The following is a 20686-nucleotide window of genomic DNA, read 5'->3' as shown; positions in this document are numbered from 1 at the left end:
GGGAAAACGACATAACTATGTATTGCACGATGCAAAGCCGGAAATGATTGAATGACAAGATGACTGGCCGCAGCGACTGGTCTGCGCCTAGACTTCGCCGGTCTTCAGTTCAGGAATAGCCCGTGACCTCCATCTTCTGGTACGACTATGAAACCACTGGCATCAACCCCCGTTGCGACCGCCCGCTGCAAGTCGCGGGGATTCGCACCGACTTCGACCTCAATGAAATAGACGAGCCGGTCAATCTGTATTGCCAGCCCAGTGACGACATCCTGCCGCACCCGGCAGCCTGCGCGATCACTGGCATCACGCCGAGTCGTCTGGCCGAACAAGGTTTGAGCGAAGCCGATTTCATGACCCGGGTGCATGCCCAGCTCGCGGCCCCCGGCACCTGTGGCGCGGGGTACAACACGTTGCGCTTTGACGACGAGATGACCCGTTACAGCCTGTATCGAAACTTTTTCGATCCGTATGCCCGCGAGTGGCAGGGCGGCAACAGTCGTTGGGACCTGATCGATGTGGTGCGCACAGCTTATGCCTTGCGCCCCGATGGCCTGGCCTGGCCCACGGACGACGAAGGGCGGGTGACGTTGAAGCTGGATCGCCTGACGGTCGCCAATAGCATCGATCACGGCAACGCCCACGAAGCCTTGTCGGACGTACGCGCGACGATTGCCCTGGCGCGCCTGATCCGGGAAAAACAACCCAAGCTGTATGACTGGCTGTTCCAGTTGCGCAGTAAGCAAAAGGTGATGGATCAGGTTCGGCTGTTGCAGCCGATGGTGCACATCTCCGGGCGTTTCTCGGCGGCGCGCAGTTTTATTGGCGTGGTGTTGCCCTTGGCCTGGCATCCGCGGAACAAGAACGCGCTGATTGTCTGTGACTTGCACCTGGATCCCCAAGGCTTGCTCGACCTGGATGCCGAGTCATTGCGTCAGCGCTTGTATACCCGCCGCGATGATCTGGCGGAAGGCGAACTGCCGGTGCCGCTCAAACTCATTCATATCAACAAGTGCCCGGTGGTGGCGCCGCTGTCGGTACTTCGCCCTGAAGATCAGCAACGGCTTGGGCTGGATATGGCGCTATATCAGGCACGGGCACTGCGGCTAAGTGACGCACAACAAGTTTGGCGAGATAAAGTCATGGCGATTTATGCCAGCGAAGATTTCGCCGCGAGCCAGGACCCGGAGCAACAGTTATACGATGGCTTTATCGGTGATCGGGATCGGCGTCTATGTGAGCAAGTCCGGGCCGCCGACCCTGTGCAATTAGCGCAACAACAATGGCCGTTCGATGATGAACGTTTACCGGAATTATTGTTTCGATATCGCGCACGCAACTTCCCCGATACGTTGAATTTCGAAGAGCAAGAACGCTGGCGGATGTTTTGTCAGCAACGTTTGTCCGCTCCTGAGTGGGGGGCACCTAATACCCTCGAATCTTTTGCGCAGGCGGCGGCTCAATTGACGATAAGTGCTACACCGTTTCAGCAAGAGGTTCTGAATGAGTGGGCAAATTATGTCCAGGCATTACGCAAACGTTTGACTCTTTGAATTTGAAAATGAGATCGCCTGAAATCCAGGCATAAAAAAACGCCAGCATCAGCTGGCGTTCTTTTGTGTCACAGAATCGGTCTGCGACAGGCGTGCGGCTTAGCCCAGCAGGGTAGCCCAGCCTTCAACCACGTCACCGCCCCACTTGGCTTTCCACTCTTTCAGAGTTTTGTGATTGCCACCTTTGGTTTCGATGACTTCGCCGTTGTGCGGGTTTTTGTATTGTTTAACTTTGCGAGCACGTTTGGTGGCGGTAGTTTTTACTGCGCCGCCGCGTGGTGCTTTGGTTTTGGACTCTGGATCCAACAGCGCGATGATGTCACGCAGGGATTTGGAGTATTCACCCATCAGGGTGCGCAGTTTGCCTTCGAATTCCAGCTCGGTTTGCAGTTTGTCGTCTTGGGACAGATTCTTCAAACGGGCTTGCAGCTCTTTGATAGCTTCTTCGGTGGCGCGGTATTCGTTGATCAAGGACATTGAGGACTACCTTATGTAGGACGCAGGATGGCAGGGACAGTGCGGCAATAATAGTCAGGCTGTTTCATCAAGTAAACATTTAACCGGAGTTTATTTAATTTAGTTGCGGTGAGTCCGTCACAAATTTGATGTGTTGTTAAATAGTGTCAGGCGAATCAACACAGATATTCACAAATTGACTCTTGAAGATGGGCCAGAAGAACTCCATCGCGCGGGCGGCGACGCGACCAGAAATCCGGGGCGCTGGGCGGCGTGCGGGTCAAGACGTCATCAATACTGCAGTTTTGCGCCGCAATCGCTAGAATGGCGGCCTTTGCGAAGTTCTGGAGTTTTACCCTCATGCGCACTTTTCGGCTGGTGATTGCTTGCCCGGACCGCGTCGGCATCGTTGCTAAAGTCAGTAACTTTCTGGCGTCACATAACGGCTGGATCACTGAAGCGAGCCATCACTCGGATAATCTCAGTGGCTGGTTCTTCATGCGTCACGAAATTCGTGCCGATTCGCTGCCTTTCGGTCTTGAAGCCTTTCGCGAAGCCTTTGCGCCGATCGCCGAAGAGTTCTCGATGAACTGGCGTATTACCGATACCGAGCAGAAAAAGCGCGTGGTATTGATGGCCAGCCGTGAATCCCATTGCCTGGCGGACTTGTTGCACCGCTGGCACAGCGATGAACTGAACTGCGAAATTTCCTGCGTGATTTCCAACCACGATGACTTGCGCAGCATGGTCGAGTGGCACGGCATTCCGTACTACCACGTTCCGGTCAATCCACAGGACAAAGAGCCTGCCTTTGCTGAAGTTTCGCGTCTGGTCAAACAGCACGATGCCGAAGTGGTGGTACTTGCCCGTTACATGCAGATTCTGCCGCCTGAGTTGTGCAGCGAATATGCCCACAAGGTCATCAACATTCACCACAGCTTCCTGCCGTCGTTCGTCGGGGCCAAGCCGTATCACCAGGCTTCCCTGCGTGGCGTGAAGTTGATCGGCGCGACTTGCCATTACGTCACCGAAGAACTGGACGCCGGTCCGATCATCGAGCAAGACGTGGTGCGCGTCAGCCACAGCGACAGCATCGAAGACATGGTGCGCTTCGGCCGCGACGTGGAGAAGATGGTGCTGGCCCGTGGCTTGCGTTATCACCTGGAAGACCGGGTGCTGGTGCACGGCAATAAAACCGTCGTGTTCTAAACTACGCAATGATCGTTTCCACGCTCTGCGTGGGAATGTATCCCGTGACGCTCCGCGTCACTAAGCGGACGCAGAGCGTCCATGGCGGCATTCCCACGCAGAGCGTGGGAACGATCTGTGTAGCGAGAGGATATTGACCATGGCCGATCCACTGGACAAAGCTACGTCCAAGGCACCCGCCACATTAGGCGAGGGTTGTTTGAGTCGTTATGACCCGGACGACATGAGCCCGGAGGACGGGACGGAGTTTCCCGGAGCGGCGGAGTTGTGGGAAGAGTTGAAGCCGGAGTCTGACGACGAAGGGGTTAAACCCTGAAAAGATCGCAGCCTTCTGCAGCTCCTACAGTTGGAATGCGTTTCCCTGTAGCAGCTGCCGGAGGCTCGGGCCGCGATCGGACGATCTTTTGCTTTCAGGCTTGCTTGAACTTCATCAACTTCTTGAGCAGCGGCCGCCCGAGCATGATTAAAAACACCGGCCCGCCGACCACCAGATAAAAGTAATACGTGACCGCCCGCCAGATCAGGATCGCCGCCGCTGCGGTGGATTTCCCCACCATCGGCGCCAACAACGCCGCCGACGTCAATTCAGCCGCCCCGGCGCCGCCCGGCAACAGGCTGAACTGCCCCGCACTCAGCGAAAGCATCTGGATCAGAAAACTCCAGGCCCACTGCAAATCCGCCCCGAGCCCGCGCAACGCCAGGTACAAAACGCTGTAGCGCAGTAACCAATGCACGCAGGTCAAGGCAAACACCTTGATCAGCGTCTGATAGGGCAACTTCAACGTGTCGGTAAACGCCGCCAGGAAGTGCAGGAGTTTTCGCGCCCAGCGCAGGCGTGTGGTGGCTTTGACATTCAGGCGCGCCAACAGCCTGCCGCTCAGGCGAATCAACAAACGGTGATAACGCGCCACGACCACGCAACTGACCAACCCGCCGAACATCGAGATGGCGCTGACCGTCAGTAACCATTCCATGCGCTGACTGAGGTGCTGGAACAGCGCGTAAATCAGAATCCCACTCAGGGCGCAGAGGAAAAACAGCAGATCGCTTAGCTGGTCCATGGCAAACACTGCGCTGCCCCTGGCCGGGCGCACGCCGTTGCGGGCCAGCAGGGCCATGATTGTCAGCGGTCCGCCACTGCCGCCGGGGGTGGCGCAATAGGCGAACTCGGCGGCCATGACCACGCCGAGGCTTTTGACACGGCTGACCTTGTCGCGCTGATCGCCCAGCAACAGGCGCAAGCGCATGGTGTTCACGACCCAGCACAGCAAGATCATGCCGAACATGATCAGCAACCCGCTCAACGGGAAGCTTTGCAGGCGCGACCAGGTTTCGTTGCCGCCCAGCACCAGCGGGATCATCACCGCCGCGAGCAGGGCGAGGAACAGCAGAATCCCGCGACTCATGCGGCGCGGCCGATACGGTCTTGGTGCAGCGTTAGCCAGTTGGCCTTGGTCATTGGCACACGGCCCTCGTCGAGTAAGCGTTTAAGGGTTTGTAGCCAGTAATCGCGGGAAAATCCATGGCGCATGTCCACCGGGTGCAGGCCCAGGCGAATCACCGGCGCGTGCTGCCAGCGCTGTTCGCGCTGATCGCTGAGCAGTTTCGACAGTCCACGGCGCCAGGCACTGCGCGCACTCCAGACCAGTCCGGGCGCATCGATCACGCTGAAGTCCGGCAGACGATACAGGTGTTGCGCATCGCTGGTGTAACTCAATGGCAACTGACGCAACGCCTGGCGCGTGCCGTCGCTCATCAGCCAGGCCGGGGCGACGAAGCCCTGCAAGGGCCAACGGTAACGGTGAAACACCTCGATGCCGGCGCGCAGGCGGGCGAGGGCTGCGGCTTGGGACAGGCTGTAGAACTCGCCTTCGTGGGTGTAGATGCGCCGCATGAACCAGTCTTTCGGCGTGGTGGCCGGCGGACTGTCGTCGCAATGAAAGTAACCGTGCAGCGCCAGTTCATCGCCTCGATCGACGCGACCGCTCAACATCCGCCGAAATCCTGGATGTGCCTCCAGATCGTTGTGTTTGTGGAAGTCGGGCACCACGAGCCAGGTCATCGGCACCCCGCCCAAGGCATCGACGGCTTCGACGAAAGGTTGGTAATCGGCCCAGGTCTGCGGCGTCACATCGTGCAGCACCAACAGCAGCGCTGGCGTGGTTATAGAGTCAGCCATTGGCGGTCAGCGGCCATTGGCTGCCGAGCACGGCGTGATAATGGCCGAGCAGGCTGTTGACCACCGCGTCCCAGGCGTAATGCCGTTCGACATGCTGCCGGGCTTGTTCGCCGAGGGTGGTGCTGCCCTGGCTGAACAATTCGCGCACCGCATTGGCCATGGCCAGGGGATTGTTTGGCGTGCAGAGCAGGCCGCATTGCTCGGTGACAATTTCCTGAAAAGCCCCGGCCGCCACGGCCACCACCGGAATGCCGCTGGCCATGGCTTCGAGGATCACCAGGCCGAAGGTTTCCTGGTCGCCGGCATGCAGCAGTGCGTCGGCACTGGCCATCAGGCGCGCGACTTGTGGCGCCGGGCAGAATTCATCCACAACGGTGACGTTGTCCGGCACCTGCGCCGGCATCGAGGAGCCCACCAGCAGCAGGTGGTAGCGAGGACCCAGCCGTTTCATGCAGTCGAGCAGCACCGGCAGGTTTTTCTCCTTGGAACCACGGCCGGCGAAGATCAGCAGCCGAGTGTCTTCAGCAATACCCAATTCGGCCCGCAGACCGGGATCGCGAGCCGTGGGGTTAAAGGTTTGCAAGTCGACGCCCAGGGGTTGCACGAACACATTGCGCACACCGAGGCCGATCAGTTTGTCGGCCATGACCTGGCTCGGCGCGAGCACCCGGTCGAAGTTGCCATACAGCTTGCTGACATAGGCCTCGACATTGGTGGTCACCCAATGGCCCATGCGATTGCTGACCAGCAGCGGCAGGTCCGAATGATAGAAGCCGATCACCGGCACATCCAGTTGCCGCCGGGCATCCAGCGCCGCCCACGCGGTGAGGTACGGGTCGCCGACTTCGATCAGGTCAGGTTGCAGATCCTGCAGGACATTGCGCCATGGCGCCAAGCGGAGGGGAAAGCGATAACCCTTGCCGAAGGGCAGGGCGGGGGCGGGAACCTGATACACACCGTCCTGCTCGCTCAGGTGTTTACCCGGTATCAACAGGCTGTGGCGAATACCCGGTTTTACACTCAGGCGACGGTGCTTGGCATCCAGATAAGTGCGCACGCCACCGCTGGCCGGGGCGTAGAACATGGTTATGTCCGCGATATGCACGATGAACATCCCTCCGGTCCGGTCCTCTCCCTAGGTTGACCTTTATGAAGGATAGATGTTCGTTTGGGGTTTTGCGGTGGAGGGGCCGCGAGGGATGTGGTGTTAGTGAAGCCGTCTTCGCGGGCAAGCCCGCTCCCACACTGGATCTGTGGTGCACCCAATGGGTGTGTTCACAGCAGATCCCCTGTGGGAGCGGGCTTGCCCGCGAAGAGGCCCGAAAGGACGCCTCAGATCCGGAAACTGCCCACCAACTGCTTCAACCGCGCCGCCTGCTGCTCAAGGTCCGAGCACGCGCGCAAGGTCGATTGCAGGTTCTCCACGCCTTCCTGGTTCAGCGTGTTGATCTCGGTGATATCGACGTTGATCGATTCCACCACCGCCGTCTGCTCCTCGGTCGCCGTGGCCACCGACTGGTTCATGCCGTCGATCTCGCCGATGCGCAAGGTCACGCTGTTCAGGCGTTCGCCGGCCAGGTTGGCGATTTCCACGCTGTCCTGGCTGTGGCGCTGGCTTTCGCTCATGGTGCTGACGGATTCCCGGGCGCCGACTTGCAGCTCCTCGATCATGGTCTGCACCTGTTGCGCCGATTCCTGGGTGCGGTGCGCCAGGTTGCGCACCTCGTCGGCCACCACCGCAAACCCGCGACCGGCTTCACCCGCACGCGCCGCTTCAATCGCGGCGTTGAGCGCCAGCAGGTTGGTTTGCTGGGAAATGCTGGTGATCACTTCCAGAATCTGCCCGATGTTTACGGTTTTACTGTTCAGCGACTCAATGTTGGTGCTCGACGCGCTGAGCATGCTCGACAGCTGATTCATCGCCTTGATGCTGCGATCCACCACTTGCTGGCCGTCTTCCGCCAGGCTGCGGGCATCGCTGGCCTGGTTCGACGCTTGCGCCGCGTTGCGCGCAATTTCCTGGGCGGCGGCGCCGAGCTGGTTGATCGCGGCGGCCACGCTGTTGGTACGCGAAGCCTGCTGGTCGGAGTTGAACATCGATGAGTTCGAAGCTGCCACCACACGCAGGGCGACTTCGTTGACCTGGCCGGTGGCCGAGGACACTTCGCGTATCGACGTATGAATCCGCTCCACAAAGCGGTTGAACGCGGTGCCGAGGATGCCGAATTCGTCATTATTCTGAATGGTCAGGCGTTTGGTCAGGTCGCCTTCACCGTCGGCGATGTCTTCCATGGCGCGGGTCATGACGTGCAGCGGCTGGATCAGAATACGGATCAGCATGCCGAGCAGGGCGATGATGATGGCCACGGCAATCACCGTCGCAATCACCGCCGAGGCGCGGAATTCGCTGAGCATGGCGAAGGCTTTGCCCTTATCCACGGACAGGCCGATGTACCAGTTGACCGATGGCAGGCCTTTGATCGCGGTGAAGGTGACGATGCGGGTCTTGCCATCGACGTCCACTTCGCTGTAATCGCTGCTGATGCGCGGAGTGTTTTTCGGGTAGGCCTCGCTGAGTGACTTCATCACCAGCGCTTTGTCCGGGTGCACCAGGATCTTGCCGTCAGCGCTGACCAGGAAGGCATAACCCATGCCGTCGAAATCCCGGGCGCTGAGGGTGTCGATCAGGGTTTGCAGGCTCAGGTCGCCGCCCACCACGCCCACGCTTTGCCCGGCCTTTTTCGAGGCGGTGGCGATGGAGATGATGGTCTGGCCGGTGGCCGCATCGATGTAGGGTTCGGTCAGGGTTGGCGTGCTGCTGCTTTCGGCGCCTTTGTACCAGGGGCGAACCCGTGGGTCGAAGCCGTCAGGCATTTTCGCGTCCGGGCGAATGGTGAAGTGCCCGGTGGCGTCGCCGAGGTAGGACGCCATGAACGTCGACGTCAGGGCTTTCTGCTCGAGCAGGCTGGCGACGGTGGACGGTTCAGGGTTGATGGCGATGTTTTGCGCGAGGTTGTCGATCAGCAGGATGCGACCGTTCAGCCAGGTTTGAATGTTGCTGGCCGTGACTTCCCCCATTTCATTGAGGTAATTGTCCAGGTCTTCGCGGATCGCGTTGCGCTGCAAATAGTCGTTGTACAGGGTGAACGAGGCAAAGGCAGCGATAACGATCAAGGCGGCGGCAAGCAGTATCTTATGGCTGAAGCGCAGATTTTTATTCATGGCTTGGGGTGTCCGCTAAGGTCTTATATGTCCAGGGCGTGCTTTTATAAAGACGCGCAAAATGGGCAGTGTTGAAATCAAGCTGATATTCCGTCTCTCCTTAGGGAATTACCGACGCTCTTTTCAGTCTGGTCTCTCACCTCTTTTTATCGGCCGTGAAGGATCAAAGATTAACCATGGGTGACAAAATGCCTGACTCATCGCAACTCGTTATCGGCGCCGACCTCGCGGGGCAGCCGATCGCCCAGGCCATGCGCCTGGCGAACCGTCACGGTCTGGTCGCGGGCGCCACGGGCACCGGCAAGACCGTCACGTTGCAGCGCCTGGCCGAAGCTTTCAGCGATGCCGGCGTGGCGGTGTTTGCCGCAGACATCAAGGGTGACCTGTGTGGCCTGGGCGCCGCCGGCAACCCCCAAGGCAAGGTCGCCGAGCGGATCGCCGGGATGCCGTGGCTGAACTACAAGCCCCAGGCGTACCCGGTGACCCTGTGGGACATTCACGGTGAGTCCGGTCATCCGTTGCGCACCACGTTGAGCGAAATGGGCCCGCTGTTGATCGGCGCGCTGCTGGAACTGAGCGACAGCCAGCAATCGGCGCTCTACGCCGCATTCAAGGTTGCCGACCGTGAAGGCCTGTTGCTGCTGGACCTCAAGGATTTGAAAGCGCTGCTCAATCACCTGCGGGACAACCCGCAATTGTTGGGCGACGACGCGGCATTGATGACCACCGGCTCCAGTCAGGCCCTGCTGCGGCGCCTGGCGACCCTGGAGCAACAGGGCGCGGAAGCCTTGTTCGGCGAACCGGCGCTGCAACTCGAAGACATCCTGCAACCGACCGCCGATGGGCGTGGGCGCATTCATTTGCTGGATGCCAGTCGTCTGGTGCACGAAGCGCCGAAGGTCTACGCGACGTTCCTGTTGTGGTTGCTGGCGGAACTGTTCGAACAACTGCCGGAACGCGGCGATGCGGACAAACCGCTGCTGGCGCTGTTTTTCGACGAGGCGCACTTGCTGTTCACCGACACGCCCAAGGCGTTGCAGGAGCGGCTGGAACAAGTGGTGCGGCTGATTCGCTCCAAAGGCGTGGGCGTGTATTTCGTCACCCAATCTCCGGGGGATTTGCCGGACGACGTGCTGGCCCAACTCGGTCTGCGGGTCCAGCACGGTTTGCGCGCGTTTACCGCCAAGGAACAGAAATCCCTGCGCGCCGTGGCTGACGGCTTCCGGCCGAATCCGGCGTTTGACGCCTTGTCGGTGTTGACCGAACTGGGGATCGGCGAGGCGCTGGTCGGCACCTTGCAGGACAAGGGCACGCCGGAGATGGTCCAGCGGGTGTTGGTCGCACCGCCGCAATCGCGGATCGGGCCGTTGACCGAAACCGAGCGCACGCTGCTGATCGCCGGGTCGCCGTTCAAGGGGCGTTACGACAAGCCGGTTGATCGCGAATCCGCGTATGAAGTGTTGATGGGGCGAAAAGGCCTGGCGCCGAAGGCTGAAGTGGCTCCGGGCAAACCGGCCGCTGAAGAACCAAGCTTCACCGACAAGGCCGGGGAATTCCTCGGCACGGCGGCGGGCCAGGCACTGAAATCGGCGATGCGACAGGCGGCCAATCAATTGGGCCGGCAGTTGGTGCGCGGGTTGATGGGGTCTTTATTAGGCGGAAGCAAACGCCGATAACCAGCGGACACAATCAAAATGTGGGAGCGGGCTTGCTCGCGAATGCGCTGTGTCATTCAACAATAATGTCGACTGACACTCCCTCTTCGCGAGCAAGCCCGCTCCCACAAGGGATTTGGGTCAATCCTTGGGTTTGGCGTGCGCTGCAAGCCGTTCCAGTGCCGCGCGCAAATTCGGATCGCTGATCCCGTCAGCCGTCGCCTGGATCGTCGCCCCCGCATCGCTGGACAAACTGATGGTATGCCCTGCCGCGCCCTGTTGGACGGTCGGTGGTTGCACCTTAAACAGGATCCGGGTCAGGCTGGCGAACTCATCGAACAACTGCAATTGCCGTTGCAGGCGCTTTTGTTGATAACGCAGGCGTGTCGCCCAATGACCGTCGGTGACAATCAGCAACAAACTGCCTTCGCGCCACGAGGCCACGTGGCAATGTTCACGCGCGGCAGGCTGCAACTGGCTTTCCACCAGACGTTGTAAATGACCCAGGCGTTGAGCATGGCCGAAAATGGCTTTCAGCGGTTTGGCTTCGCGAAGCAGAACGGCGGGTGCTCTGGCCGTGAGAGGGCGAAATGCCATGATCAGACACCTGAAGTAACAGAGCGGCCATGGTAGCAGAAAGCACCCGATACGCCTGACCCATTGCTTTGCGAGCGCTTTACCCATTAAATCAACAAGTAACTTCTACCGTGAATGGCTTGAAGTTCAGCAAAAAGCCCTTATTTTAAGTGAGCCCCGTAACAGCGCAGTGCATGCATCGTGGAATAACGCCACTTTCCTCACCATCGTTTCCGGGTAGAATGCTCGTTCGCATGCGGCCATGAGGGCTGCACGGGCGACTCACGGGGCCGCCCTCCATCCCTTTAGTGTGGAAGATCCTGCCGATATGTTTGCGCCTTTGTTAAAGAAACTTTTTGGAAGCAAGAATGAGCGTGAAGTCAAACGCATGCTCAAGACGGTGCAACTCGTCAATGCCTTCGAAGAGCAAATGGTGGCCCTTTCGGACGATCAATTGCGTGCCAAGACAGATGAGTTCAAGGCCCGCATCGCCAAAGGGGAAACCCTCGACAAGCTGTTGCCAGAAGCCTTTGCGGTCGCCCGCGAAGCCGGCAAGCGCGTCATGGGTATGCGTCACTTCGATGTCCAGCTGATCGGCGGCATGACCTTGCATGAAGGCATGATCGCGGAAATGCGTACCGGTGAAGGCAAGACCCTGGTGGCAACACTGGGCGTTTACCTGAACGCGCTGTCCGGGAAAGGCGTGCACGTTGTTACCGTGAACGACTACCTGGCCCGTCGCGACGCCAACTGGATGCGTCCGCTCTACGAATTCCTCGGCATGACGGTCGGCGTGGTCACCCCATTCCAGCCGCCGGAAGAGAAACGCCTGGCCTACGCCGCCGATATCACCTACGGCACCAACAACGAATTCGGTTTCGACTACCTGCGCGACAACATGGCGTTCAGCATGGAAGAAAAATTCCAGCGCGAACTCAATTTTGCCGTGATCGACGAAGTCGACTCCATCCTCATCGACGAAGCCCGTACCCCGCTGATCATTTCCGGTCAGGCTGAAGACAGCTCCAAGATGTATGTCGAGATCAACAAACTGATCCCGCAACTGGAACTGCACGTCGAAGAAGTCGAAGGCGAAGTCACCAAGGCTGGCCACTACACCGTCGACGAGAAGACCCGTCAGGTCGAACTCAACGAAGCCGGTCACCAGTACGTCGAAGAAATGCTCACCCGTATCGGCCTGCTGGCCGAAGGCGAGAGCCTGTACTCGGCGCATAACCTGGGCCTGCTGACCCACGTTTATGCGGGGCTGCGTGCGCACAAGCTGTTCCATCGCAACATCGAATACATCGTGCAGGACGGTCAGGTTGTACTGGTCGACGAACACACCGGCCGTACCATGCCGGGCCGTCGTCTTTCCGAAGGCCTGCACCAGGCCATCGAAGCCAAGGAAAACCTGAATATCCAGGCCGAAAGCCAGACGCTGGCCTCGACCACGTTCCAGAACTACTTCCGTCTGTACAACAAGCTGTCCGGCATGACCGGTACCGCTGACACCGAAGCGTTCGAATTCCACCAGATCTACGGTCTGTCGGTGATGGTTATCCCGCCGAACAAGCCGCTGGCGCGTAAAGACTACAACGACCTGGTGTTCCTCACCGCGGACGAGAAATACGCGGCCATCGTGGCCGACATCAAGGAATGCATGACCCAGGGCCGTCCGGTGCTGGTGGGTACTGCGACCATTGAAACGTCGGAACACATGTCCAGCCTGCTCGTGAAAGAAGGCATCGAACACAAGGTTCTGAACGCCAAGTTCCACGAAAAGGAAGCCGAGATCATTGCCCAGGCCGGTCGCCCAGGCGCACTGACCATCGCCACCAACATGGCCGGTCGTGGTACCGACATCCTGTTGGGCGGTAACTGGGAAGTGGAAGTGGCTTCCCTGGAAGACCCGACACCTGAGCAAATCGCCCAGATCAAGGCCGACTGGCAGAAGCGTCACCAGCAAGTGCTGGAGTCCGGTGGCTTGCAGGTGATTGCATCCGAGCGTCACGAATCGCGCCGTATCGACAACCAGTTGCGTGGTCGTGCCGGTCGTCAGGGTGATGCCGGTTCCAGCCGTTTCTACCTGTCCCTGGAAGACAGCCTGATGCGCATCTTCGCCTCTGATCGGGTGAAGAACTTCATGAAGGCCCTGGGCATGCAGTCCGGTGAAGCGATCGAGCACCGCATGGTGACCAACGCCATCGAGAAGGCCCAGCGCAAGGTTGAAGGCCGCAACTTCGACATTCGCAAGCAACTGCTCGAGTTCGATGACGTCAACAACGAACAGCGTAAAGTGATCTATCACATGCGTAACACGTTGCTGGCCGCCGACAACATTGGCGAAACCATCGCTGACTTCCGTCAGGACGTGCTCAACGCTACCGTCAGCGCGCACATTCCACCGCAATCGTTGCCTGAGCAGTGGGACGTTGCCGGTCTGGAAGCCGCGTTGCAGAGCGACTTCGGTGTGGCGCTGCCGATCCAGAAATGGCTCGACGAAGACGATCACCTGTACGAAGAAACCCTGCGCGAGAAGCTCATGACCGAGCTGCTGGCGGCGTACAACGAGAAAGAAGAGCAAGCGAGCGCTGAAGCGCTGCGCACCTTCGAGAAGCAAATCGTCCTGCGTGTCCTCGACGACCTGTGGAAAGACCACCTGTCGACCATGGATCACCTGCGTCACGGCATCCACTTGCGTGGTTATGCGCAGAAGAACCCGAAGCAAGAGTACAAGCGCGAGTCGTACACGCTGTTCTCCGAGCTGCTGGATTCGATCAAGCGCGACTCGATCCGTGTGCTGTCCCACGTTCAGGTTCGCCGCGAAGATCCGATCGAAGAAGAACAACGCCTGCGTCAGGAAGCCGAAGCACTGGCCGCCCGCATGCAGTTCCAGCACGACGAAGCGCCGGGTCTCGAGCAACCGGAACTGCTGGGTGAAGAGGTCGATGTCGCCCTCGCCACCGCACCAGTACGCAACGAACAGAAGCTGGGCCGTAACGAACTGTGCTACTGCGGTTCGGGCAAGAAATTCAAGCATTGCCACGGGCAGATCCAGTAAAACCCGTTTCAACCGCTGAAATACCCGCGCCGCGACCGGCATCAGCCGTCGCGGCGTTTTGCCATTTAAACCACCGTTCTTCCTGAAAGCGGTGCAGACATCATTTATTAAGGAGCGCATTCATGGCTGTTGGTCTTGGTCCTTTGCCAACGTTGCACCCGGTTGCCGGTTTTGAACTCGGTATCGCTTCGGCCGGCATCAAGCGCCCGGGGCGCAAGGATGTCGTGGTCATGCGCTGTGCCGAAGGTTCCACCGTTGCAGGTGTGTTCACCCTGAACGCGTTTTGCGCCGCTCCCGTGATCCTGGCCAAGCAACGCGTGCAAGGCCCGGTGCGTTACCTGCTGACCAACACCGGCAATGCCAACGCCGGCACCGGCGAACCTGGCCTGGCAGCAGCCGAGCGCACCTGCGCGAAACTGGCTGAACTGACCGGCGTCGATGCCAGCCTGGTGCTGCCGTACTCCACCGGTGTGATCGGCGAGCCGCTGCCGGTCGAGAAAATCGAAGGCGCGTTGCAAGCCGCCCTCGACGACCTGTCGGTGAATAACTGGGAAGCCGCTGCTACCGGCATCATGACCACTGACACCCTGCCGAAGGGCGCCAGCCGCCAGTTCCAGCATGACGGCGTGACCATTACCGTCACCGGCATCAGCAAAGGCGCGGGCATGATCCGTCCGAACATGGCGACCATGCTCGGCTACATCGCTACCGATGCCAAAGTCTCCCGCGAAGTCCTGCAAAACCTGCTGCTGGACGGTGCAAACAAGTCGTTCAACCGCATCACCATCGACGGCGACACCTCGACCAACGACTGCTGCATGCTGATCGCCACCGGTCAGGCCGCACTGCCGGAAATCACTTCCGCCAGCGGTGAATTGTTCGCCAAGCTGAAGCAAGCGGTGTTCGAAGTGTGCATGGACGTGGCCCAGGCCATCGTGCGTGACGGCGAAGGCGCGACCAAGTTCGTGACCGTTGAAGTCAACGGCGGCGGCAATCACCAGGAATGCCTGGACGTCGGCTACACCGTGGCGCACTCGCCATTGATCAAGACCGCGCTGTTCGCCTCCGACCCGAACTGGGGCCGCATCCTGGCTGCTGTTGGTCGTGCCGGCGTGCCGGACCTGGACGTGAGCAAGATCGACGTATTCCTCGGCGAAGTGTGCATCGCCAGCCGTGGTGCCCGCGCTGAAACCTACACCGAAGCCCAAGGCTCTGCGGTGATGCAGCAGGAAGAAATCACCATCCGTATCGAACTGGGTCGCGGCGATTGCAGCGAAACCATCTGGACCACCGACCTGTCCCACGAATACGTGAAGATCAACGCGGAGTACCGGACTTAAGACCGAGTCGCTCCATTCGCGAGCAAGCCCGCTCCCACAGGATATTGAGGTGTACACAAATCCAATGTGGGAGCGGGCTTGCCCGCGAAGACGGACTACCAGACGCTAGAGATTCTGGCTGCTACCTTCTCCAAAAGGCGCCAAAACATGAGCCTCCACCTGATCATCGGCGACAAACTGCTTTCCTCCTGGTCCCTGCGCAGTGCCTTGGCCCTCGAACTGACCGGCGCACCCTACACCGAAGAGCTGATCAAACTCGGCCAGCCCGACACCCGTGAGCGCGTGCTCAAGCATTCGCCGACCGGCAAAGTCCCGCTGCTGAAAACCGAACACGGGGTCATCGCCGACTCCCTGGCGATTGCCGAGTACCTGGCCGAGCAGTTTCCCGACGCCGGCCTCTGGCCCAAGGACGTCGCCGCCCGCGCCCAGGCCCGTTCGGCTTGCGCGCAGATGCACAGCGGTTTCTTCGCCTTGCGCAGCAACATGTCGTTCGACCTGAGCCGTGACGAAGCGCTGCCATCAACCCCGCCTGACGTTCAGGCGGAAATCGAGCGCATGCTGGCGTTGTGGGCTGAATGCCGTGCCGTCGCTACTGAAGCCGGTCCGTTCCTGTTTGGCGGTGCCACCCTGGCGGATGCGTACTTCGCGCCGATTGCCGTGCGTCTGCGCACCTACCGGGTGAAATTGCCGGCGGTGGCTGAAGCCTACGTCGAAACCATTTACCAATGGCCAGCCTTCAAGGCCTGGCAGAAGGCCGGACTGGAGGAGGTAGGGCAGTGAAACGAGTACACGTCGCCGCCGCTGTTATCCGTAACAGCGCTGGCAAGATCCTTATCGCCCGGCGTGCCGACACCCAGCACCAGGGCGGTTTGTGGGAGTTTCCCGGTGGCAAGGTCGAGGCCGACGAATCGGTCGAAACCGCCCTGGCCCGTGAGCTTCAGGAAGAGTTGGGCATTGTCGTCGAAGCGGCGCGGCCGCTGATCAAGGTTCAACACGACTACCCGGACAAACAGGTGTTGCTGGATGTCTGGGAAGTCTCGGCGTTTACCGGCGAGCCCCACGGCGCCGAAGGCCAGCCGCTGGAGTGGGTCGCACCCCGTGATTTGCTGAACTACGAGTTCCCGGCGGCCAACCAGCCGATCGTCGCCGCGGCACGACTGCCGGCGGAATACCTGATTACCCCCGAAGACCTGGAAACCCCGGCTCTGCTGCGCGGTATTCAGAAAGCGATTGCCGGTGGTATCAAATTGATCGTGTTGCGGGCACCCAACGGCTACGACCCGAAGTATCGGGATCTGGCGGTAGACGCGGCGGGGCTGTGTGCCGGCAAGGCGCAGTTGATGATCAAGGGACCGTTCGAGTGGCTGGGCGACTTCCCGTCCGCCGGTTGGCACATCACCGCCGCGCAGTTACGCAAGTACGCGTCGGCCGGTCGCCCGTTGCCGGCGTCGCGCTGGTTGGCGGCGTCCTGCCATAACGCGGAAGAACTGGCGTTGGCCGAGCAGATGGGCGTGGACTTCGTGACCCTGTCGCCGGTGCAAGTGACTCAGACGCATCCGGATGGCCAGCCGTTGGGTTGGGAACAGGCTGAAACCCTGATCGCAGGCTCCAGCAAACCGGTGTTCTTGCTGGGTGGTGTTGGCCCGGCGGAGCGGCAGAAGGCTTGGGAAATTGGGGCGCAGGGTGTGGCGGGGATTCGGGCGTTTTGGCCTGAGGCCTGATTCTGCGTTGAGGCTGCTGGCCCCTTCGCGAGCAAGCCCGCTCCCACATTGGATCTGTGGCGTTCACAAATCCAATGTGGGAGCGGGCTTGCTCGCGAAGGCGTCCTTACATACGGCGACTAAACCTCAGGCTTTGCCGCCGGCTGCCAAAGAATCTCGGCAATCCCCTGGCGCTTGGCAATCAGCCGCGCCACCACAAACAGCAAATCCGACAACCGATTGATATACGCCAGGCCCACCCCGGCCAACGGCTCAAGCGCATTCAAATGCTGACACCGCCGCTCCGCACTGCGAGCCAGGCTGCGGCAAACGTGAGCCTGGGCAATCAAAGCCGAACCGCCCGGCAGAATGAAATTCTCCAGCGGCCCCAGTTCTTCATTCCACACATCGATCGCCGCTTCCAGCCGTTCGATTTCCACCGCATTCAGCGCCTGATACACCGGCATTGCCAGTTCACCGCCAAGGTCGAACAACCGATGCTGACACGGCGCCAGTACCTCGATCACTTCCTTCAAGCCTGGATAAGCAGCGCTTTCCGCTTCCAGCCCGGCCAGCAAAACACCCACCTGACTGTTCAGCGTATCGACTTCGCCAATCGCTTCGATTCGCGGGTGATCCTTGGGCACGCGACGGCCATCGCCCAGGCCGGTTTCGCCTGTGTCGCCGGTGCGGGTGTAAATCTTCGACAGGCGAAAGCCCATGGTTACCTCGATAGCTGATTGAGTTCTTGGGAGACGAGCGGGGTGCCCGCCAACGGCAGGCGCAAGGTGAAGCAGGTGCCTTGGCCGAGGGTCGATTGGACTTCCATCTGACCCTTGTGGTTGTTGGTGATGATGAAATACGACACCGACAGCCCGAGGCCGGTGCCCTGGCCGATTTCCTTGGTGGTGAAGAACGGCTCGAAGGTGCGTTTGCGCACGTTCTCGCTCATGCCGATGCCGTTGTCCTCGACCTGGATTTCCGCCCAGGGTGGATTGAGCTTGGTGCGCAGGATGATCCGACCCGGTTCGCGATCGTCTTCCCGTTGATGAATCGCCTGGGCCGCGTTTTTCAGCAGGTTGAGCAGCACCTGTTCCAATTCGTTGGCGGTTCCGGGCACCGGGCCCAGCGCTGGGTCGAACTGACGAATGATCGCCTGGCCCTTGAAGTCGAAACCGATGGCCAGATCAAAGTCGTTACCGGCGATTTCCACCGCTTGATCGATCAACGCCGGCAGGTCGCACGGCGCCATCTGGCGGGTGCTGCGACGGCTGAAGCTGAGCATGTGCGTGACAATCTTCGCCGCCCGCGCCCCAGCCTGCTGGATGCCATCGAGCAATTGCGGCACTTCCCGGGCTTGCAGGTACTGGTTGACCGTTTCCAGTTCGACGCCGACGTGTTCGGCTTGCTCCAGGTTTTTCGGCAGGTCCGGGGACAGGCGGCGGCGAATGTTTTGCACGTTGTGCAGGATTGCTCCCAACGGGTTGTTGATCTCGTGGGCCATGCCGGCGGCGAGACCGCCGACCGAGAGCATTTTTTCCGACTGCACCATCATTTCTTCCAGGGACAGGCGCTGGGTGATGTCGTCGATCCGGATCACCACACCACGCCCGGCGCCGCCCATCAGCGGGTAGAAGGTCAGGGCGTAGTGCTTGGCTTCATCGTCCTTGAACCACGTCACCCGCTCGATCTTGGCCACGGTGTGCTGTTCGACGGTTTGCTTGAGTTGCGGCAGGAACGGCTTGAGCGGTTCGAACGCGAGGAAGATCGGCTGGTTCAGGGCTTCATCCAGGCGCGTGCCGGACAAGGCACTGGCCTCCTGATTCCACTGGGTGACATAGAGCTGTTCGTCGAGGGCGATCAGGGCCGACGGCATGGAGTCGATGATGCTGTTGAGGTAATTCTGGAACCCGGTGAGTTTCTTCTCGATCTTGCTCCGCACCTGGACTTCCAGTTCCAGTTTGCGGTTGGTGTGACGGGTTTCTTCCGCCAGGCCCTGGGCCTGATCATAAGCGGCCTGGGAATCGTCCCGGGCGCGCTTGAGCTGCTGTTCCCGGGCTTCAATGCGCGAAAGCATCGTGTTGAACGCCTCGGCGAGGCTGCCGATTTCGTCATGGTTGCCCCGGGAGGCGCGCAAGGCGTAGTTCTCTTCCCGGGTGACCTGCCGGGACAACTCTTCGAGTTCATGGATCGGCCGGGTGATCAGGCGCTTGATCTGCCGGGCGATCACCAGCCACAGCAACACGCTGAAGATCAGGATGCCCAGGCTGGCGGTCAGAGTGCCGGTGTAGAACGCCACTGGCAGTTCGCTACTTGCCACCAGCAACAGGTGGCCCGGCTCGGTGCCGGGGCGGGGCAGGGTGATGATTTGATTGCTGCGAAACTCCGTGGCTTGCCACGCTTCGATATGCCGGTAGCGCTCCGGCAACTTGAGCTTTTCGCCGTGCTGCAACTGGGCAAGGCGCACACCATCGCCGTCATACAGCGCTGCTGCGCGCAACGGCGAGTAGCTGTTGAGTTCGTTGAGCAGACGTTCGGCGCTTTGCGGCGATTTCAATGCCTCGGACACCAGGCTCGGGTTCGACACCAGCCGGCCGATGGTCTGCAGGGCTTGGGGCGCCATGCTTTCCTGGGAAATGTAGTACGCGGCGCTGATAAAGGTCAGGTTGGCGACCAGCAGGACGGTGATCAACAGCACCAGCAGGGCGGCCAGCAGTTTCTGGCCGACAGGGAGGTTTTCGAGGCGCTGGCGCAGTGGCATCAGGTTCATCGCTGCAAAGGAACAAGTGGCCAGCGTAGCCGCTGCTCAGTCGCTGGGCAATCCAAGGCTGTGCAGATGGGCGGTCAACCTTGCTTCAAGCTGATTGAGATGCGGCAGGTTCAACTGGTGCCGCGCCGCGACTTTGCAGACATGGCCCAATAGATAGCTGATTTCGGTGCGGCGCTGGTTGGCGACATCCTGATACATCGATGAGTAATTGGCGGCGGTGGCCTGGATCACCCGTTCAACTTCCTGTTGCAGATGTTCGGCGGCAGCCGGTTGCCCGCAGCGCTCCAGCAATTCGGTCAGCTCGGCGCAAAGGGTGGCCACTTCGCAATGGTGCTGCTGCAAACCGCCATTGCGACAGTCGTGCAGCACGGTCAGCGGATTAATCGCACAGTTGAGCGCGAGTTTTCGCCACAGACGGGTAAGAATGTCGGTCGTCCACTCGTGGGGGATTCCGGCGGCCGTCAGGTCTTCCAGCCAGATCGGCGCCACCGGATGGCTGGCATCCCCCAGCCAGGTGTAACCGTGACCGGCGAACACCACGCGCCAGTCGCCATCACGAAATGCGCCTTCGGTGCTCGAAGCGCTGATGCAGCGGGCCTGGGGCACCTGCGCGGCGACTGCATCCTGACTGCCGAGACCGTTCTGCAACAGAATCAGCTCGGCACCGGGGGCCAGGCGCGGCGCCAGGCGGGCCACGGCGTGCACGGCGTCGTAGGCTTTGCAGGCCACCAGCAGGCGATTGATCGGTTCGCTGCTGTCGGACGTTTCGCCGGGGATCTCATAGATTTTTGCTTCGCCGTGCTCCACCAGCGTCAGGCCACCGGCCGCCCGATACGCCTGCAAGCGTTGCTCATCGCGCACAATTAACCGCACCGGAACGCCGGCCCGCGCCAGGCGGGTGGCCCACAAGGTGCCAAGGCTGCCGGCGCCGAGGACATGCCAGGTCATGGACATCAGCTTTT

General features: G+C 60.2%; 17 protein-coding genes and 1 pseudogene. 8 read left to right on the top strand and 10 right to left on the bottom strand.

Translation table 11 applies throughout. The features are described from left to right. Positions 1-122 precede the first annotated feature (122 nt). On the top strand, positions 123-1553 hold the full coding sequence (sbcB, locus tag ACIQY3_RS12600; protein ID WP_403019732.1) for an exodeoxyribonuclease I: 1431 nt from the start codon (positions 123-125) through the stop codon (positions 1551-1553). Between the two features lie 99 nt (positions 1554-1652). Here sbcB and mvaT read toward each other — a convergent pair whose 3' ends face one another. After that, on the bottom strand, positions 1653-2030 hold the full coding sequence (gene mvaT, locus ACIQY3_RS12595) for a histone-like nucleoid-structuring protein MvaT (RefSeq protein WP_403019730.1): 378 nt from the start codon (positions 2028-2030) through the stop codon (positions 1653-1655). Between the two features lie 339 nt (positions 2031-2369). Here mvaT and purU point away from each other — a divergent pair, with 339 nt between their 5' ends. Next, the gene (purU, locus tag ACIQY3_RS12590; protein ID WP_403019729.1) at positions 2370-3218 is read left to right on the top strand and encodes a formyltetrahydrofolate deformylase; all 849 of its coding nucleotides are present in this window, start codon (positions 2370-2372) and stop codon (positions 3216-3218) included. Positions 3219-3357: 139 nt separating this feature from the next. Further along, positions 3358-3534, top strand: coding sequence for a hypothetical protein (locus ACIQY3_RS12585; RefSeq protein ID WP_265040532.1), 177 nt, complete (start codon positions 3358-3360; stop codon positions 3532-3534). Positions 3535-3628: 94 nt separating this feature from the next. Here ACIQY3_RS12585 and ACIQY3_RS12580 read toward each other — a convergent pair whose 3' ends face one another. From ACIQY3_RS12580 to ACIQY3_RS12560, 5 genes and pseudogenes are all read right to left on the bottom strand, one after another. After that, on the bottom strand, positions 3629-4624 hold the full coding sequence (locus ACIQY3_RS12580; RefSeq protein WP_403019726.1) for a YbhN family protein: 996 nt from the start codon (positions 4622-4624) through the stop codon (positions 3629-3631). Next, positions 4621-5397 (bottom strand): DUF2334 domain-containing protein, encoded by a 777-nt coding sequence (locus tag ACIQY3_RS12575; RefSeq protein WP_403019724.1) that lies wholly within the window; start codon positions 5395-5397, stop codon positions 4621-4623. Before ACIQY3_RS12575 ends, ACIQY3_RS12580 begins: the two co-directional genes overlap by 4 nt. Then, on the bottom strand, positions 5390-6511 hold the full coding sequence (locus tag ACIQY3_RS12570; protein WP_403019723.1) for a glycosyltransferase family 4 protein: 1122 nt from the start codon (positions 6509-6511) through the stop codon (positions 5390-5392). The genes ACIQY3_RS12575 and ACIQY3_RS12570 overlap by 8 nt, the downstream gene beginning before the upstream one ends. Positions 6512-6729: 218 nt before the next feature. Then, the gene (locus ACIQY3_RS12565) at positions 6730-7494 is read right to left on the bottom strand and encodes a methyl-accepting chemotaxis protein (protein WP_375538741.1); all 765 of its coding nucleotides are present in this window, start codon (positions 7492-7494) and stop codon (positions 6730-6732) included. A 93-nt stretch (positions 7495-7587) separates the two neighbouring features. Next, positions 7588-8619 (bottom strand): annotated as a pseudogene (locus ACIQY3_RS12560) (cache domain-containing protein); the annotation flags it as partial. 188 nt (positions 8620-8807) lie between these two features. Here ACIQY3_RS12560 and ACIQY3_RS12555 point away from each other — a divergent pair. Next, positions 8808-10295 carry a helicase HerA-like domain-containing protein gene (locus tag ACIQY3_RS12555; RefSeq protein ID WP_403019721.1) on the top strand — a complete coding sequence of 496 codons (1488 nt, stop codon included), beginning with the start codon at positions 8808-8810 and terminating at the stop codon, positions 10293-10295. A gap of 120 nt (positions 10296-10415) precedes the next feature. Here ACIQY3_RS12555 and ACIQY3_RS12550 read toward each other — a convergent pair whose 3' ends face one another. Beyond that, positions 10416-10871 (bottom strand): DUF721 domain-containing protein, encoded by a 456-nt coding sequence (locus ACIQY3_RS12550; RefSeq protein WP_092278773.1) that lies wholly within the window; start codon positions 10869-10871, stop codon positions 10416-10418. Between the two features lie 307 nt (positions 10872-11178). Between ACIQY3_RS12550 and secA the strand changes: the two genes are divergently transcribed. From secA to ACIQY3_RS12530, 4 genes are all read left to right on the top strand, one after another. After that, positions 11179-13914, top strand: coding sequence for a preprotein translocase subunit SecA (gene secA / locus ACIQY3_RS12545; protein ID WP_403019720.1), 2736 nt, complete (start codon positions 11179-11181; stop codon positions 13912-13914). A gap of 122 nt (positions 13915-14036) precedes the next feature. Beyond that, positions 14037-15254 carry a bifunctional glutamate N-acetyltransferase/amino-acid acetyltransferase ArgJ gene (gene argJ / locus ACIQY3_RS12540; RefSeq protein WP_403019718.1) on the top strand — a complete coding sequence of 406 codons (1218 nt, stop codon included), beginning with the start codon at positions 14037-14039 and terminating at the stop codon, positions 15252-15254. A 147-nt stretch (positions 15255-15401) separates the two neighbouring features. Further along, on the top strand, positions 15402-16034 hold the full coding sequence (locus ACIQY3_RS12535) for a glutathione S-transferase family protein (protein ID WP_403019716.1): 633 nt from the start codon (positions 15402-15404) through the stop codon (positions 16032-16034). Further along, on the top strand, positions 16031-16975 hold the full coding sequence (locus ACIQY3_RS12530) for a Nudix family hydrolase (RefSeq protein WP_403019714.1): 945 nt from the start codon (positions 16031-16033) through the stop codon (positions 16973-16975). Before ACIQY3_RS12535 ends, ACIQY3_RS12530 begins: the two co-directional genes overlap by 4 nt. Before the next feature lie 119 nt (positions 16976-17094). On the opposite strand, the gene ACIQY3_RS12525 is transcribed toward ACIQY3_RS12530, so the two are convergent. The 3 genes from ACIQY3_RS12525 to ACIQY3_RS12515 are packed head-to-tail and all read right to left on the bottom strand — an operon-like array spanning position 17095 to position 20678. Next, on the bottom strand, positions 17095-17676 hold the full coding sequence (locus tag ACIQY3_RS12525; protein ID WP_403019713.1) for a cob(I)yrinic acid a,c-diamide adenosyltransferase: 582 nt from the start codon (positions 17674-17676) through the stop codon (positions 17095-17097). Positions 17677-17678: 2 nt separating this feature from the next. Then, entirely contained in the window at positions 17679-19715 is a 2037-nt protein-coding gene (locus tag ACIQY3_RS12520; RefSeq protein WP_403019712.1) for an ATP-binding protein, read from the bottom strand. 45 nt (positions 19716-19760) lie between these two features. After that, positions 19761-20678 (bottom strand): putative 2-dehydropantoate 2-reductase, encoded by a 918-nt coding sequence (locus tag ACIQY3_RS12515; RefSeq protein WP_403019710.1) that lies wholly within the window; start codon positions 20676-20678, stop codon positions 19761-19763. Positions 20679-20686 lie beyond the last annotated feature (8 nt).

This window comes from Pseudomonas sp. NPDC096950, from assembly GCF_044762525.1.
Taxonomy (GTDB): Bacteria; Pseudomonadota; Gammaproteobacteria; order Pseudomonadales; family Pseudomonadaceae; genus Aquipseudomonas.
The sequence above is the reverse complement of the archived record's forward strand: the minus strand, read 5'-3'. Positions and strand labels throughout refer to the sequence as shown.